The organism is Gardnerella sp. c10Ua_244 (assembly GCF_055818055.1).
In genome coordinates, this window is record NZ_JARFVS010000001.1 from 120,570 (window position 1) to 136,782 (window position 16,213).

14 protein-coding genes are annotated in these 16,213 nt (G+C 46.7%); 3 read left to right on the forward strand and 11 right to left on the reverse strand.

The genetic code is table 11. The features are described 5' to 3' along the window. The first annotated feature begins 59 nt into the window (after positions 1-59). Together P0108_RS00480 and P0108_RS00485 are read left to right on the forward strand one after the other, a co-directional pair. Positions 60-2,072 carry a DUF4037 domain-containing protein gene (locus tag P0108_RS00480; RefSeq protein ID WP_473730670.1) on the forward strand — a complete coding sequence of 671 codons (2,013 nt, stop codon included), beginning with the start codon at positions 60-62 and terminating at the stop codon, positions 2,070-2,072. Then, positions 2,072-2,749 (forward strand): DUF4125 family protein, encoded by a 678-nt coding sequence (locus tag P0108_RS00485; protein ID WP_410310983.1) that lies wholly within the window; start codon positions 2,072-2,074, stop codon positions 2,747-2,749. Before P0108_RS00480 ends, P0108_RS00485 begins: the two co-directional genes overlap by 1 nt. Here the strand turns inward: P0108_RS00485 and P0108_RS00490 are convergent. The 3 genes from P0108_RS00490 to sufU form a co-directional block, all read right to left on the reverse strand. Further along, the gene (locus P0108_RS00490) at positions 2,746-3,390 is read right to left on the reverse strand and encodes an HAD family hydrolase (RefSeq protein WP_180963749.1); all 645 of its coding nucleotides are present in this window, start codon (positions 3,388-3,390) and stop codon (positions 2,746-2,748) included. The two genes, P0108_RS00485 and P0108_RS00490, sit on opposite strands and share 4 nt — an antisense overlap. Before the next feature lie 71 nt (positions 3,391-3,461). Continuing rightward, a complete protein-coding gene (locus P0108_RS00495) occupies positions 3,462-3,935 on the reverse strand; it encodes a metal-sulfur cluster assembly factor (RefSeq protein WP_004110664.1) in 474 nt (157 codons plus the stop codon). A gap of 32 nt (positions 3,936-3,967) precedes the next feature. Further along, positions 3,968-4,675 carry a Fe-S cluster assembly sulfur transfer protein SufU gene (gene sufU / locus P0108_RS00500; RefSeq protein WP_064621919.1) on the reverse strand — a complete coding sequence of 236 codons (708 nt, stop codon included), beginning with the start codon at positions 4,673-4,675 and terminating at the stop codon, positions 3,968-3,970. 356 nt (positions 4,676-5,031) lie between these two features. On the opposite strand from sufU, the gene P0108_RS00505 reads away from it, so the two are divergent. Continuing rightward, positions 5,032-5,706 carry a DUF3800 domain-containing protein gene (locus tag P0108_RS00505; RefSeq protein ID WP_064621561.1) on the forward strand — a complete coding sequence of 225 codons (675 nt, stop codon included), beginning with the start codon at positions 5,032-5,034 and terminating at the stop codon, positions 5,704-5,706. A gap of 67 nt (positions 5,707-5,773) precedes the next feature. On the opposite strand, the gene P0108_RS00510 is transcribed toward P0108_RS00505, so the two are convergent. The 8 genes from P0108_RS00510 to aroC form a co-directional block, all read right to left on the reverse strand. Continuing rightward, positions 5,774-7,105, reverse strand: coding sequence for a SufS family cysteine desulfurase (locus tag P0108_RS00510; RefSeq protein WP_064621563.1), 1,332 nt, complete (start codon positions 7,103-7,105; stop codon positions 5,774-5,776). 69 nt (positions 7,106-7,174) lie between these two features. Continuing rightward, complete coding sequence (sufC, locus tag P0108_RS00515) at positions 7,175-7,951, reverse strand: Fe-S cluster assembly ATPase SufC (protein WP_004110671.1); 777 nt, start codon at positions 7,949-7,951, stop codon at positions 7,175-7,177. A 9-nt stretch (positions 7,952-7,960) separates the two neighbouring features. Next, a complete protein-coding gene (sufD, locus tag P0108_RS00520) occupies positions 7,961-9,208 on the reverse strand; it encodes a Fe-S cluster assembly protein SufD (RefSeq protein ID WP_064621560.1) in 1,248 nt (415 codons plus the stop codon). Next, positions 9,208-10,662, reverse strand: coding sequence for a Fe-S cluster assembly protein SufB (gene sufB, locus P0108_RS00525; protein ID WP_180955176.1), 1,455 nt, complete (start codon positions 10,660-10,662; stop codon positions 9,208-9,210). The genes sufD and sufB overlap by 1 nt, the downstream gene beginning before the upstream one ends. A gap of 416 nt (positions 10,663-11,078) precedes the next feature. Further along, a complete protein-coding gene (locus P0108_RS00530) occupies positions 11,079-12,761 on the reverse strand; it encodes a CTP synthase (RefSeq protein WP_012913898.1) in 1,683 nt (560 codons plus the stop codon). Positions 12,762-12,823: 62 nt separating this feature from the next. Next, a complete protein-coding gene (locus P0108_RS00535; protein ID WP_004110700.1) occupies positions 12,824-13,279 on the reverse strand; it encodes a type II 3-dehydroquinate dehydratase in 456 nt (151 codons plus the stop codon). 19 nt (positions 13,280-13,298) lie between these two features. Next, entirely contained in the window at positions 13,299-14,981 is a 1,683-nt protein-coding gene (locus tag P0108_RS00540) for a bifunctional shikimate kinase/3-dehydroquinate synthase (protein WP_004110702.1), read from the reverse strand. Continuing rightward, on the reverse strand, positions 14,978-16,165 hold the full coding sequence (aroC, locus tag P0108_RS00545) for a chorismate synthase (protein ID WP_248893142.1): 1,188 nt from the start codon (positions 16,163-16,165) through the stop codon (positions 14,978-14,980). Before aroC ends, P0108_RS00540 begins: the two co-directional genes overlap by 4 nt. Positions 16,166-16,213: the final 48 nt, after the last annotated feature.

Sequence of the window (16,213 nt, forward strand, 5' to 3'; positions counted from 1 at the left end):
CATGGCTGTAAAATTGAAGTCGATTGATTGTGAACAGGCGCAATAGCAAGGGGGCTTTGATGCAGAACGCTGCGCAATTTTATAGCGAGCTTGACGAAATGTTCGCGAATCACGCGAGCGCAGACGCGATTGAAACGTATCTTTTGCGAAAACTTGCCGAAACCAATCCCCTGCAACTGTCTATTCTCAACGAACTCATGGGCTTTTACCGTTCGCGCGGAGAACACACAAAAAATCAGCCAATCATCAATCGCGCTCTAAATCTTGCAAACAAAATGCAATTAGCTGGCACCGAAGCTGGCACAACTACGCTAATTAACGCTGCTACTAGCCTCCGCGCGGCTGGCGACTACGATCGCGCCGAAAAAATTTACACTCAAGCTCTTAACGAATCCGCTGAAACGCTCGGCACTAAAAACCGCAAGCTTGCCGCGCTTCACAACAATCTTTCGATGCTTTACAGCGAAACCGGTCGCACGCATGATGCAATTGAGGAGCTTAATCAGGCGCTTGAAATTTTGCAAAATACGAGCACGGATCCTGAGCGCGACATCGATATTGCCGCCACGCACACGAATCTTGCGCTTGCGATGCTGCAGGAGTGTACGAAGGAGCATACGAAGGAGTGCTCGCATCCCAACACCAGCACAAACAGCAAATCCGCAACTCTTGAATCCGCTTTTGAACACGCTTCGACCAGCGTTCGCATGTATATTGCGGGGAATAACGAAAATCAGCCGCACTACGCTTCTGCATTGGCAGGTTTTGCGCAAGTACAGTGCGCGCGCGGCGAGTACGCTCAGGCTGAGGAGAGTTACAGTAAGGCATTTGATTTGATTGCGAGATGCTACGGAAAAGATAGCGAATCTTACGCAATTACGGCGGAAAATTTGCGACAGACGCGCGAGTTGGCAGAAAAAGTTACGAAAATATCCGAAAAAGTATCTGCAAAATTATCTACAAAAATTCAAGAATCATCAAGCCAACAAACAGAAAACCAACACACAGCAAAGAATAACCCAGCAAACAATAACATAAAAACCGGCATGCAATTAGCGCAATCATACTGGCAAACTTACGGAAAGCCGTTACTTGATCAGCCAAAATTCGCGAGGTACAAAAATCGCATTGCAGCAGGATTAGTTGGTCACGGTTCGGAATGCTACGGTTTTGACGACGAAATTTCGCGCGACCACGATTTTGGTCCCGGATTCTGCTTGTGGCTTACTGACGAAGATTACGCGGAAATTGGCGCGGATTTGCAAAACGCTTACAACGCACTTCCGCAAAAATACGCCGGTTTTGAATCTCGCAACGAAACGCCGCGCGCCAAATCATGCGAAAGCAGCAAGCGCGTCGGAATATTTCGCATAAGCGAATTTTTCGAAAATATAACCGGCTTCCCCACTGCCCCGGCCGCAAACGAGCCGCACTTATGGCTCTCATTAAGCGAGTCAACGCTTGCAGCAGCGACGAACGGAAAAATTTTCGCAGATCCTCTTGGCGAGTTCTCAAAAGCGCGCCAAAGCTTCAAGCTCATGCCGGACGATGTGCGAATCTCACTAATCTCGCGCAGACTTGGAATGATGGCTCAAGCTGGCCAGTACAATTTCCCACGCATGGTCGCGCGCAAAGACGCTTCCGCAGCATGGCTTTCTATCAACGAATTCGTGCGCGCAACTGCTTCCCTCGTTTTTCTGCTCAACAATCCCGTAACCGCAGGCTACTTGCCTTACTACAAGTGGCAGTTTGCGGCATTGCGCAAGCTCAGCAATCGCATGGCTTCTAGGCTTCCGGAAGTGTGCGGAAAACTTGAGTCGGTAATGCGACTTTCTTCCGCTGCTTGTTTTGGCGGCGACGGTTCCGGCGGCGACGGTTTTGGCGAAGGCGGCAAAGGAGCGGGAATTGCGCAAAAGCAAGTTACGCAAATAATTGACAGCATTTGCGAAGATATTGTGCGAGAATTGCAATATCAAGGCTTAAGCGATTGCGACGAAACTTTTTTGGAATGGCAGCGGCCGTACGTTGAAGCGCATATTAATTCGCGCGCTGCGTGCTTAAGGAGCTTATGATGTGCGATTTATTAGCAAATACGGAAGTGCAAAATCAGAAAGCGCAAAATCAGAAATCAGAAAAACTTGCGGAAGAAATCACCAAACTCGAGTGGGATCAGTTCCAGCTTACAGAAAACGAAGGCGGACGCGCGAATTGCCAAGGAAACTGGCCAACTTTTCACATTATGCGCATGAGTCAGTTTTTGGCGTGGCCGCTTGATTTGCAGGAGTCTTATAAACAGGATCTTGAGCGCGCAAATCTAGACGGCCGCAATTTGATTACGGAAAAGTATGCGCGAATGATGGAGTCGACTGCGCCGGAAATTTTTGAGCGCACGATTAAGCCTTATATTAAGCCAATTTTGGAGCCTAGAAAAAGCGCGCAGGAGCAGATTATTTTAACTCAAGTTGAGTGGGCTGCGGATTTTCGCGAGCACTACCCGCATTTGGGTTTTGCGATGCGCGTGCTTAAAACTAGCGAAGATACGGCAGAGAATACGTCTTTTGAAACGTATTTGCGAGGCGAATTAAACACGTATTCTGACGCAACTTTCGCTAAATACCAGCGTTTTGTACATAACTTGCGCGCGGAAAACCTAAATCTTACACAAACGATAATCGCGAATACCGTGCACATGTATGGCTACGATTCGCTCGAAGCGGCCGAGCGCGCGCAGATTAGAAATGCAGCTTAAGAATAAAGCAGCGACGCTGCAGAAGCTGCGCGAGAGTCACTTTCAAGAAAAAGCGCGGAAGCAGCGGAAAGACCGGTTTGTTGCAAAAACGTGCGGTAAAGCATTACGTCAGGTTTGCGCAAATGCGTTTCGTAAGATGCACAAACGCCGTTAAGCTCGCTGAGTATTGGGCAAGTTTTGCGCGCGCAGTTTACCCAATCGCAAGAAGCGTTACCAAGTGCCCACACGCGCACGCCGCTCGCAATCAACTCGCGCGCCGCGGCAGAAGCATCCGCGAGCTCGCCTGCAAAACCGCGCTCGAAACGCTCAAAATACAAGCGATATAGCCACGTAACTGCCGGTCCGTGATGCTCATCAAACGAATCCAGCGCTTGCTTGCTGCTCCACCCAGCCTCGCGCAATGACTCGTGAAACTCAAATCCCCACTCAGGCTCGAAACTAAAAAGCACTTCCCCAATAAAATCCGGATAATCTGCATCCAGAGTGCGGCGCGCATCCCAATCCACAAGCAATTGCAAGTCGAAAACAACGTCAGTTATTCTGCGCAAAGCATACTCGCGGATACTATTTTCGCGCACATCACTTATTTCGCGAATATCACAGATACCGCTTGCACTAACTGCCTTTATTTCAGCGCCCATAATTCCCACTTGTGCAATACGTTGCTCTCAAAACAAAACAGCAAAACAGAAACAACACACAAACCAAATACTCACACAGTTGGCGGAATACCAGCACTCATTGACGCATCGCCAACTACGCCAGAACCGTACATTCCTGCAGCAAAATTCGCTTGCAAACTGTTGAGATTGTAGCCAAGCGCCTCAAGCTGCGCGCGACCGTCCTCATTAATGTTTTCAACGCTCCAACGCGGCTTCCACGTCCAATCAATACGAAACTCTTCCACCAAGCCTGCGAGCGCATTCGCACACTCATCCTCAATCAATTCAGTTAACGGACATGCAGGCGTAGTAAGCGTCATAGTAATAATTGCGCGCCCAAGCTCATCAATTTCAATACCATAAACCAAGCCTAAATCAACCACGTCAATGCCAAGCTCAGGATCCACAACATCGTGTAAAGCGTCTAAAATATCATCTTCTGTAACTCGGCCAATGTCATTCGCGCTTAAATTCGCAGGATGCGTTTCATACATCACCTCAGATGCCGATTGATTTTCTGCCATAATATTCCTTGCTTTTACGTTACATAAAGATTTTATAGTTCTTTCATAGCCTTTGCAATGCTGTCTTTTAAGCCTTCCCACGCCAAAAGCGCGCACTTAATTCGCATTGGGTAGCGCGATACGCCTTGCAAAACCATTGCATCTTCCAGCGCATCTTCGTCCTCTTCGCTTTGCAAACCTTCTCCGCGAGATTCCATAAGTTTGTGGAAAAGCGCGTCTAATTGTAAGGCTTCGTCAACTGATTTTCCTTCGACTAGATCAACCATCATTGAAAGGCTTGCTTGCGAAATTGAGCAGCCGTGACCGTCCCACTTAATACTTGACACTATTGGTGTTTCGTCATTATTTGCGCTGCGTGAAAGCTCCACGCGCATGGTAACTTCGTCGCCGCAAGTTGGATTGAATTGGTGCGATTGACCTAAAGCAGAGTTTTCGTCAGATGTAACAGCGCAACTTTCGTGAGTATTATTTAGGGTGATTTCGGCAGATTTTGTATTTTCAGCAGATTCTTTATTTTCGGAAGATTCTGTATTTTCTGCAGATTCGGCAGATTCAGCAGATTCTTGAAATTCTTCCTGCAATTCCGCTTGTGCGAGCGCATCCGTGCTTTCAAAATGAGTTTTGCCATGCGGATTTCGCGCAGCATCCAAAATCACTTCTTGATACATGCTTTCCAAGCCGTCACCAGCCGCATCACCTGCACCAAAACCAGCATCTGCACCAAAACTCATATCAAACATACGCACTCCTTACCTACTTCCTAACTCGCTAACTCTCCAACTCGCTCGCTAACAATATTTAATCACTTATTTTTTAATAAACGATTCATCGTTAGAAAACTCAACAACTTTTTCAATAACATATCAACTTCATCAAGTTTATGCTTTATATTGTCAAATTCAATTATTTCAAATATTATTTTTAAACAATCGTAGTAATAGCCGCAAGAAAATAAGTATTTAATAGTGTCGTATATGTGATACAATTGTAAGAGGTCTTTTGTAAAGGCTTCCAAGTGCCGGGGACGTTTTCCCCGGCTTTTATTTTACTTACTTATCAGTGTAGTTGGGTTATAAGTCAAAAAGTTGGGGAAAGCATGAGAGAACTTAGCATATTCATAGATGAATCAGGCAGCGATAACTTATCGGACTATTATTACATACTAACTATCGTACTTCATGACCAATCAAATAATTTAGATTATTCGATAAAACTTTACGAAAACTCACTTAAGCAAAAACACCTTCCTAATATACCCTTTCATGCTTCACCTCTTATGAACAAAAAAGATAATTATAAATGTTTGGATATGGTTATAAGAAAAAAATTATTGCAGTCGTTTAGAACATTCTTCAGACATGTTGATATTTGTTACCATACTTTTGTATACACAAACAGAAAATACGAATCAACAAGTCAATTGTCTGCTGCAATGCGCAAAGATTTAATTAATTTTTTATTCGACAATATGGCATATATGCAACAATATGAAAAAGTAAAAATATACTATGACAATGGTCAACAATCAATAGTTAATGCAATACACAAAGCAATGGAATATAGTTTGTCAAAAAATGCAACCATATACAGATACGCAAAACAATCACAGTATCGGCTAGCACAAATAGCAGATTACATTTGTATGATAGAACTTACAAAACTCAAATACGAAAATAAACGCATAACAAAGACAGACGAAAAATTTTTCGGTTCGTGGTCTGACTTTAAAAAAGGCATATTAAAAGAAACAAGGCATAAGGTTATTGGATAATCAATGCTCGCTAACTGCTAACCTTCTTAACTAACTTGCTAACTATCCAACTTGCTTGCTAACAATATTATGCGCCAAAGTAGGCGCAAACGTGTGAGACTGCTTCAACAAACGCGCGAGCCTCGTCAACTGTGTTGTAAACGCCAACAGAAGCGCGATTCGAAGCATACACGCCAAAATGACGGTGAATCGGCTGAGCACAATGGTGTCCGACGCGAATCGCAATGCCCTGCGCGTCCAAAAACTGTCCAACATCGTGCGGATGCACACCTTCAACTTCAAAAGCAACTGTGCCAATTCGCTGACTCAAATCAGTTGGACCCAAAACGCGAACTCTCGGAACGTCTTGCAATTTTAGCAATTCTGCAGCAATTTCCCGCTCATGCTCTGCAACTTTATTCATGCCCACCGCGCGCAACCAATCCGCTGCAACGCCAGCCGCAACCATTTGCGCAACCGGCTGAGTTCCAGCCTCAAAACGGTAAGGCGCATCCATGTATTGCGCCGGCTTGTTAAGCCACGCAAGCTCTACCATTGAGCCGCCAAAATTGGCAGGTGGAAGCGCGTTCAAAAGCTCGCGGCGACCATACAAGAATCCAACTCCCGTAGGTCCATACATTTTATGCGCACTAAATGCCGCAAAATCAACGTTTAAAGCGTGAAAATCAACCGGAATATGAGGCACTGACTGGCATGCGTCGAGCACAAAAATCGCACCAACTTCGTGAGCGCGCTTGCAAATCGACGAAACATCCGTAATCGCGCCAGTAACGTTGCTAATATGCGTAACTGCAACGATTTTCGTGCGCTCGTCAATAATTGTTCGCAAATAATCCGCGTCCGTGCGCACGCGGCCGTCCTCTGTTACGTCAATCCAACGAAGCTCCGCTCCAGTGCGAAGAGCCAGCTCTTGAAATGGTAGCAAAACAGAGTGATGATCTGCGCGAGATACGACTATTACATCGCCTTCTCGAAGCACAAAATTTTGGCGGAAATCAGCAGAATCATCGCTGTCTTTTTTGCAAATTCTCGCCTTCGCACTAGCGTTACCAATAGCAGTTGCGAGAAGATTAAGCGCGCCGGTCGCGCCCGGAGTAACAATAATTTCCTCGCTGCCAGCGTCCGCGCAAGCTCCAACGAGACGCGCAACTTTCGCACGCGCTTCTTCGAACGCAACCGTGGAAAGCGCCGCCAACTCATGCGCTCCCCTGTGCACACCAGCGTTAATTGTTTCGTAAAACTCTTTTTCGGCATCGATTACAACTTGCGGCTTTTGCGAAGTAGCTGCAGAATCCAAGTAAATCAAGGGTTTTCCGTGCACAGTATCGTGAAGCGAAGTGCCATGAACTGTGCGACTTAAAATCGGAAACTGCGAGCGCAAATCGCTAAATTCTCGCATAATATTTTCTTCAGTCACTGTAGTCATATTCTAAGCCGTTAGTTAAAACTATTATTTTATGAACCGCGCTTAAGCCAGCGCCGACTCTGTTGCACCTTCCGGCAAATACTTGTCGTAGCCTTCTTCTTCCAGCTCGTCCGCAAGCTCCGGTCCTGCCGTCTTTACAAAGTGACCTTGCGCAAAAACGTGCACAATATCCGGCTTAATATACTTGAGGATTCGCGTGTAATGTGTAACCATCATAATGCCCAAACCGGTGTTCTCTTTGGCGCGATTCACGCCTTCCGACACGATTCGAAGAGCGTCAACATCCAAGCCAGAATCAGTTTCGTCCAAAATTGCAAACTTTGGCTTCAAAAGCTCTAGTTGCAAAACTTCCGCGCGCTTCTTTTCGCCGCCAGAGAAGCCTTCGTTTACGGAACGAGACGCAAATTTTGGATCCATTCGAAGCTTTTTCATAGCCTCGCTAAGTTCTTTCACCCAGCTTCTTAAAGATGGAGCTTTGCCTTCGACTTCTGTTTTTGCAGTGCGAAGGAAGTTCGTCATAGACACGCCCGGTACTTCTACTGGGTATTGCATTGCGAGGAACAATCCCGCTTTCGCGCGCTCGTCAGGAGTCATTTTCAAAATATCTTCGCCGTCTAAAAGCACCTGGCCGGAATCGACTTCATACTTCGGGTGACCTGCCAAAGTGTAAGCAAGAGTAGACTTTCCAGATCCGTTAGGACCCATAATTGCGTGAGTTTCGCCAGAATTAACTGTAAGATTTACGCCTTTTAAGATTTGCTTGCGACCTTCTTTTGTTTCTACAGAAGCGTACAAATCCTTAATTTCCAAAGTTGACATGTTTTTCTCCTATTCTTCCGTTCTTGCAAGACGGCGCTCAATCGCCTTCATTAAGTGATCAACAATTTCCGGAACGCCAATTTCTTCAATAAGCTCGTTAAAGAATCCACGCACAACAAGCTTTCTGGCTTCAACCTCACTAACTCCGCGAGACTGCAGGTAGAAAAGCTCTTCGTCGTCAAATCGTCCAACTGAACTTGCATGACCCGCGCCAATAATATTGCCGTTTTCAATTTCCAAATTTGGCTCAGAATCGGCGATTGCGCCAGGAGTGAGCACCAAATTACGGTTCAACTCGTACGAATCTGTGCCAGGAGCTTCCGGCTTAATAAGCGCGTTTCCAACCCAAGTTGAATGCGCTCCCTTCCCTTCCAAGGCACCCTTGTACACTACTCTGGACTTGCATTCCGGATAATTGTGCACAACCATTGTGCGGTGCTCAACATGCTCGCCTGGATCCACAAAATACATGCCGAGCATGTTCAAATCACCCTGTTCGCCGCCAAAATCCTGATCCATGCGAATGCGCACAACATCTCCGCCAAGAGTGACCATCGTGTGGCGAAGCGAAGCTCCCTCACCAACGTGAATACGCTGATTTCCAACGTGTTTACTGCCCGAATCCCACTCTTGAATAAAGGTAGTAGAAACGTGCGCGTGCTTTCCGAGGATGATTTCCACACCTTCAGCAAGTTTTGCGCAGCCGGTATGTTCGATAATAATGTCAGCATTCGAGCGAGAATCCGCTTCGATTACTAAGTGCAATGCGTCAAGCGTATTAACATTATCACCCTGAATTTTCAGTACGATTGGCTTTTTGATTTCGCCAGATACGTGAAGCACGTATGCAGATTTCGCTGTATTCCACGCGACTGCAGCTACGCGATCAGACGGCTTCATATCGGTATGAGGAGCCTCGTTTTTCGGCTTTACTTGCAAACTTACGGAACCGTCGCTACCAACGTAAGAATCATCCAATGCAGCTCCACCAACACCTTCAAGAGTTACTTGAATACTATTAGATGGTTCAAAACGCTCGAAAAACTCGGAAATTCGCTCAACTGGAGTATATCGCCAATCTTCCTGCTTTCTAGTTGGAATCGCAAAATCTTCCACATTAAACGAGCGCACGGATTTATCTGCGCTAGAAGGCATTGCTGCAGGAACCGCATACGGATCATTAGGGTCTGCTATAGGAATAGTAATTTCTTTTTCCGTCATTTTATTGCCTAAATTCTCTTTTAAATCTTCGCTCATCAGCCCACGGATCCTTCCATTTGCAACTCAACTAAGCGATTCAACTCAAGCGCGTACTCCATTGGCAGCTCGCGGCTAATCGGCTCCACGAAGCCGCGAACAATCATGCCCATAGCCTCTTTTTCTTCAAGCCCTCGACTCATCAAATAGAAAAGCTGATCCTCCGAAACCTTGGAAACAGTGGCCTCGTGAGCCATCGAAACGTCATCTTCGCGCACGTCAACATGCGGATAAGTATCGGACCTGGAAAAATCGTCAACAAGCAAAGCATCGCACACAACAGACGAACTAGAGCCCTTCGCACCCTTAATAATCTTCACAAGACCGCGGTAAGCTGAACGTCCGCCGCCGCGCGAAATCGACTTAGCAACAATCGTAGAACTCGTGTGAGGAGCTAAATGAATCATCTTCGCACCAGTATCTTGATATTGTCCGCGGCCAGCAAAACTCAAAGACATAGTCTCCGCTTTTGCGTAAGGCTCGGCAAGAATACAAGCAGGATACTTCATAGTAGCTTTGGAGCCGATGTTTCCGTCAACCCACTCCATTGTGCCGCCCTCGCGCACGTAAGCTCGCTGAGTTACCAAGTTATACACGTTATTTGACCAGTTTTGCACTGTTGTGTAACGCACACGCGCATGCTTTTCCACAACAATTTCAACGTTTGCAGCGTGAAGCGAATCCGTGGAATAAATTGGAGCCGTGCAACCTTCAACGTAATGCACATAAGAGCCTTCGTCCGCAATAATAAGCGTTCGCTCAAACTGACCCATGTTCGGCGTATTAATTCTAAAGTAAGCTTGAAGCGGAATATCCACGTGCACGCCTTTTGGAACATACACGAACGAGCCGCCACTCCAAGCCGCGGTGTTAAGAGCCGCAAACTTGTTGTCGTCAACAGGGATCACGGTTGCGAAATACTTTTTTACAAGCTCCGGATACTTTTGCACTGCCGTATCCGTGTCAACAAAAATCACGCCTTGAGCTGCCAAGTCTTCGCGAATCGAATTGTAAATAACTTCCGACTCGTACTGTGCTGCAACGCCTGAAACTAAGCGCTTTTTCTCCGCTTCCGGAATGCCTAAGCGATCGTAAGTTTTGCGAATATCTTCCGGCAAATCGTCCCAAGTTTTTGCTTGATCGTGAACCGGGCGCACGTAGTATTTAAAATCGTCAGCGTCAAAACCGCTTAAATCCACGCCCCAATCCGGCATTGGCTTTTGCAAAAACGCGCGGTAGCCTTGCAAGCGAAGATCTAGCATCCACTCCGGCTCGTTTTTATCGGCAGAAATTGCGCGAACAACCGACTCGTCAATACCCTTTTTTGCAGCCTCGCCTGCAGCGTCCGAATCGTGCCAGCCGTAATTGTAATCACCAAATTCAGCAACAATTTGCTCATCTTGGCGGATTTTCTCTTCGTTTACGCGAGCGCGATCTGCCACATACTGGCTCATTTCAACGTCTGCAGCTTTATTTTTTGCTAGATTACCATCGCTTGCTGCAACGCTTGTATCGCCAGTAACGCCAGTATCATTCATATTGCCAGTATCGCTCATAAAGCCTGTAACACCTCCATACTTAACGCACACCTGCGCGCGGTACGTATCAATTGGCAAAAGCTGCTCCCCAAGCGCTACTTTTGCACTCTCCCCACTCAATTATCACCTATCTAAGGTTACCTCGTAATGCGATTTCTTGGTATAGCCGTGTTACGCGCAAAACGTAATGTTTATCACAATCTAATAAAACAAAAACGGCAGAAACTTTACGCGCGTGTAAAGAAAAGATCGGTTGCGAATGAAAAAGCGGCAAAACTTAGGAAAACCCAGTCTTACCGCTTATTTCTATTTACTTAATTCTTACTTAAGCCTTACTTATCAGCCTTACTACTAGCAGCAGCTTCCTGATGTTCCAGTGCTGCCGCAACCAATCCAGCAAACAGTGGATGAGGCTTAGTTGGACGAGACTTAAACTCTGGATGAGCTTGAGTTGCTACGTAGAATGGGTGAGCTTCCTTTGGAAGCTCCACAAACTCAGTCAAATTACCATCTGGGCTTTGGCCGCTAATACGCAAGCCAGCTTCGCGCAAACGATCCTTATATGCCACGTTCACTTCGTAACGGTGACGATGACGCTCAGTAACATGCGTAGTGCCGTAAAGCTCAGCAACAATAGAACCTTCTTCAAGCATTGCAGGGTAAGAGCCAAGTCGCATTGTGTGACCCATATCTCCCTTACCAGCCACGATATCCTTCTGCTCTTCCATAGTCGCAATTACTGGATCGCCACAATCCTTCTCGAACTCAGTGGAATTAGCATCCTCAAGCCCAAGCACGTGACGAGCGTACTCAATAACCATAGATTGCAAGCCAAGGCAAAGACCAAGCGTTGGCAAACCATGCTCGCGAGCGTAACGAAGTGCGCCAATCTTACCTTCAATACCGCGAATGCCGAAGCCGCCTGGAATAACCATGCCGTCCATTTGGTCAAGAGCCGCAGCTGCACCTTCTTGAGTTTCGCACTTGTCGGCAGCAACCCAGCGCACATTCACCTTAGCCCAGTTTGCAAAACCGCCAGCTTTAATAGCCTCGGTAACAGAAAGGTAAGCATCCGGCAAATCAATATACTTTCCAACGATTGCAATGTTTAGCTCATGCTTTGGATGATGCACGCGCTCAAGCAAATCTTCCCACTCGTTCCAATCAACATCGTGGAATGGAAGCTCAAGCTCGCGAACAACGTAAGCGTCCAAGCCCTCGTTGAACAAAATCTTCGGCACATCGTAAATGCTTGGAGCGTCGACGCAGTTCACAACGCCTTCAGCATCGACATCGCACATAAGCGAAATCTTGTCTTTAATAGCCTGATTAAGCGGACGATCGGAGCGCAAAACAAGCGCGTCTGGAGAAATACCAAGCTGACGCAGCATCATCACAGAATGCTGAGTTGGCTTAGTCTTCAACTCGTGCGCTGCAGCAATATAAGGTACCAAAGAAACGTGCACAAACATGCAGTTTTCAGGACCTAAATCGCGACGAACTTCGCGAGCAGCCTCCAAGAATGGCTGGGATTCAATATCGCCAACTGTGCCGCCGATTTCCGTAATAATCACGTCTACATCGTCGGAAGCTTGCGCGCGCATACGCGACTTAATCTCGCCAGTAATATGCGGAATAACTTGCACGCACTGACCCAAATATTCGCCAGCGCGCTCCTTACGAAGCACAGATTGATAAATCTGACCTGTAGTTACATTCGCTTTCTGGCTTAAGAAAACATCGAGGAATCGCTCGTAATGACCAATATCGAGATCTGTTTCTGCACCATCTTCCGTAACATAGACTTCGCCATGCTGGAATGGGTTCATTGTACCCGGGTCAACATTGATATAAGGGTCAAGTTTTTGTTGTAATACATGCAATCCGCGACTGCGTAAAAGTCGACCTAAAGATGATGCTGTAAGGCCTTTTCCGAGGGACGAAACTACGCCACCTGTGACAAAAATATGCTTTGTAATATGCTCCTGAGAGTTACCATGTTGTCTTCTAACCATGGAACTCCATGGTATCTTCGAGCCTCGACGCTGGGTGTTGATTCGCAAAAAATCGAACAAAATCAAACAAGATGCGCAACAGCTTCCAAAGCGAGCTTATAGCCGTATAATCCCATGCCTGTAATAGTGCCGGTTGCAACAGGACTAATTACACTAATTTTACGAAAAGCATCGCGCGCAGCAGGATTAGAAATATGCACTTCCATGAGCGGAACTCCAGCATCCAAAACCATGTGAGCAGCGTCCGCGAGCGCGTAACTGTAGTGTGTAAAAGCGGCAGGATTCATAACAACAGGCGTATGAGTATCGGCAGCTTCGTGCATCCAGTGAACCATTTGCGCTTCGTCGTCACTTTGGCGCACTTCTACTTCAAACCCAAGTTCCGCACCCCACTTTTCGCATTTCTCGCGCAAAGTTTCAAAGTTCTCGCTACCGTACACGTCCGGCTGACGCACGCCTAAACGACCTAAATTCGGTCCGCTTACAACAAGCACTTTTTTTGTATGCTGATTTTCCATTTTTACCTCGCAAGATTAATTATTTTTGCTTATAAACGCGCTCAAAAGCTTCACGAACAGCTTCAATAGGCGGATTGTCTAAATGCATAGGATTAGAAATACCATCCAAAATTACGAAACGTAGCATGTTGCCGCGCGCTTTCTTGTCGCGATGCATAAGGTTAAGCACACACTCAAAAGCAGCATCCGCATCTTTGGCACACTGCCACGAAGTTGGCAATCCAAGCGAATCCAAAAGCGAACGATGATACGCAACGTCTCCCGCATCCAAATATCCTAAAATTTGCGCAAGCTCCGCCGCAAAAACCATGCCAACAGCTACAGCGTTTCCATGACGCCAACGGAAGTGCTCAATCTGCTCAATAGCGTGACCAAGCGTATGCCCGTAGTTCAAAAACTCGCGCAAACCCTGCTCTTTTAAATCGCTCGATACGTGATACGCCTTTACTTTAACTGTGCGTTCAATAAGCTCCACGAGCAGTTCATGAAGTTCGTTATTATTTTCTAAATCATCCCCATTAAATTCACGCAAAAGCCTTGCGTTATTGGCATCGCTAAGAATCTTCAAAATTTCGCCGTCGCGAATAAAACCAGATTTTGCAACCTCGCCCAAGCCTTCAATAAGAATATCGTTTGGAAGAGTTGCAAGCGTAGAAGTATCTGCTAAAACGCCAGCTGGAGTGTAAAAGCTGCCGACTAGATTCTTTCCAGCATCCGTATTAATACCAGTTTTACCGCCCGTAGACGCGTCAACCATCGCAAGAAGCGAAGTAGGGCAGTTTACATAGCGAATTCCACGCATCCAAGTTGCAGCAACAAATCCAGCGACATCCGTTGCTGCTCCTCCGCCTAAACCAACAATTGCATCCGAACGAGTAAAACCAGCTTCTGCCAGGTTAGCCCACAATCCACTTGCAACTTTAATAGTTTTTCCAGCTTCTGCATCCGGAATTAACATGTCGAAAACTTCGTAACCAGATTGGCGCAAAATAGTTCGAGCTTTGTCGCTATGACGCTGAACAGGTTGCGTGTGAACTAACGCCACTTTAACTGGCTTAGTTCCAAGCATTTGCGGCAGAAGTTGCATTGCACCGTCACCAATTCGCACATCGTATGGTTCAATTCCTTCACCTGTTACGTGCACAATACGTTGCATAATCATGCTCCTTAATTTTTCTGCAGCCATATACGGAGTCGAACCTTTTGTTTGCATGTGGATATTCGATACCGCTCTAAAAACAGGGTCTCTCTGCTCAAATAATTCCATCCAACGCTTTTGCGCATCTTCTCCAGAAAACATAGGACGATTATTATTCCAGCTTGCGCGCTCAATAGCCTCTTTAGCATTGACTTGCAAATACACAACGCGACCGCCACAGCGCATATACTCACGCAAAACTTTTTGAGTTTCTTCACGCATAGGCGCACCGCCACCAAGCGAAACTATTCCCTTTGTAGAATCTTCTATAGGTGTATCTCCCAAAATTGCCTCTCGCACTATGCGAGCTTCTATTTTACGAAAAGCATCCTGGCCATATTCCTCGAAATATTGCGGTATTGACATATCAATATCGCACTCGATCATGTCATCTGTATCATAAAAAGGCAGATTCATAAGATGCGCAACTTCGCGGCCAACACGCGTTTTTCCAGCAGCAGGCATGCCAATAATAACAGCTAGCGGAAGTTTAGTGTTGCTCATTTCATATTCTCCGGCCAGGAAGCTACGTAAGACTCCACATTTCGGCGCGTTTCTTGCAAAGAATCTCCGCCGAATTTTTCCAAAGCATACTTAGCTAAAGTAAGCCTTACCATCGCTTCTGCAACTACAGAAGCAGCTGGCACAGCAGTGAAATCGGAGCGCTGATTAATAGCTTGAGCAGCTTCGCCAGTAAGCACATCCACTGTGCGCAAAGCGCGTGGAATAGACGGAATTGGCTTCATTGCAGCGCGCACGCGAATAATTTCGCCGTTCGACATTCCGCCTTCAATTCCTCCAGCTCGATTAGTAAGACGCTTAATTTTCCCATTTTCGTCTGTTACCATTTCGTCGTGCGCGGCCGATCCGGGGCGATCTGCTTCTGCAAAACCGTCACCAATTTCCACGCCTTTAATAGCCTGAATTCCCATAAGCGCGCTCGCGAGAGCCGCATCCAAGCGACGATCCGACTCAACGTATGTGCCAACTCCTGCAGGCATGCCGTAAGCAAGCACTTCCACTACTCCACCGAGCGTATCTGCATTTGCTTTTGCTTCGTCGATGCGAGCCATCATTCGCGCTTGCGCATCTTTGTCAAGAGTGCGAACTGGAGAAGCATCCAAAGCAGCAACATCATCTGGTGTTGGTAAAGCTAAACTTTTGTTAGTGTATTCGCCGCCGATGCCGATAACATGCGCAACTGTGCGCACGCCTAAAGCTTGCTGTAAAAACGCATCAGCAATAGCACCCAAAGCAACGCGCGAAGCTGTTTCCCTAGCGCTCGAACGCTCTAAAACTTCGCGAGCATCATTAAAACCGTACTTGCGCATGCCAGTTAAATCCGCATGCCCTGGACGAGGGCGGCTCAAAGGAGCATTTCTGCCAACTTGCTCAACCTCGTGATCCAAAGGATCTGCACTCATTACTTCGGTCCACTTTGGCCACTCTGTATTCGCGATTTCTACAGCAATCGGAGAACCAAGCGTTACTCCGTGGCGAACTCCAGTTAAAAGACGCACTTTGTCTTGCTCAAACTTCATACGCGCGCCACGACCATAACCAAGGCGACGGCGAGCAAGTGCCGAAACTACATCATTGCTAGTAATGTGCACGCCTGCCGGCAAACCTTCAATCATGGCTACTAATGCTTCACCGTGCGACTCCCCTGCCGTTTGCCATCTAAGCATGCCATTTCTCCATTCTCAAGCAATTTACGCGTCTAAGTACTCTACTCT

What these genes read in the sequence shown, in the direction of transcription:
- P0108_RS00480 (WP_473730670.1), top strand. Translation starts at nt 60, where the DNA reads ATGCAGAACGCTGCGCAATTTTATAGCGAGCTTGACGAAATGTTCGCG.
- P0108_RS00485 (WP_410310983.1), top strand. Translation starts at nt 2,072, where the DNA reads ATGTGCGATTTATTAGCAAATACGGAAGTGCAAAATCAGAAAGCGCAA.
- P0108_RS00490 (WP_180963749.1), bottom strand. Translation starts at nt 3,390, where the DNA reads ATGGGCGCTGAAATAAAGGCAGTTAGTGCAAGCGGTATCTGTGATATT.
- P0108_RS00495 (WP_004110664.1), bottom strand. Translation starts at nt 3,935, where the DNA reads ATGGCAGAAAATCAATCGGCATCTGAGGTGATGTATGAAACGCATCCT.
- sufU (WP_064621919.1), bottom strand. Translation starts at nt 4,675, where the DNA reads ATGTTTGATATGAGTTTTGGTGCAGATGCTGGTTTTGGTGCAGGTGAT.
- P0108_RS00505 (WP_064621561.1), top strand. Translation starts at nt 5,032, where the DNA reads ATGAGAGAACTTAGCATATTCATAGATGAATCAGGCAGCGATAACTTA.
- P0108_RS00510 (WP_064621563.1), bottom strand. Translation starts at nt 7,105, where the DNA reads ATGCGAGAATTTAGCGATTTGCGCTCGCAGTTTCCGATTTTAAGTCGC.
- sufC (WP_004110671.1), bottom strand. Translation starts at nt 7,951, where the DNA reads ATGTCAACTTTGGAAATTAAGGATTTGTACGCTTCTGTAGAAACAAAA.
- sufD (WP_064621560.1), bottom strand. Translation starts at nt 9,208, where the DNA reads ATGAGCGAAGATTTAAAAGAGAATTTAGGCAATAAAATGACGGAAAAA.
- sufB (WP_180955176.1), bottom strand. Translation starts at nt 10,662, where the DNA reads ATGAGCCAGTATGTGGCAGATCGCGCTCGCGTAAACGAAGAGAAAATC.
- P0108_RS00530 (WP_012913898.1), bottom strand. Translation starts at nt 12,761, where the DNA reads ATGGTTAGAAGACAACATGGTAACTCTCAGGAGCATATTACAAAGCAT.
- P0108_RS00535 (WP_004110700.1), bottom strand. Translation starts at nt 13,279, where the DNA reads ATGGAAAATCAGCATACAAAAAAAGTGCTTGTTGTAAGCGGACCGAAT.
- P0108_RS00540 (WP_004110702.1), bottom strand. Translation starts at nt 14,981, where the DNA reads ATGAGCAACACTAAACTTCCGCTAGCTGTTATTATTGGCATGCCTGCT.
- aroC (WP_248893142.1), bottom strand. Translation starts at nt 16,165, where the DNA reads ATGCTTAGATGGCAAACGGCAGGGGAGTCGCACGGTGAAGCATTAGTA.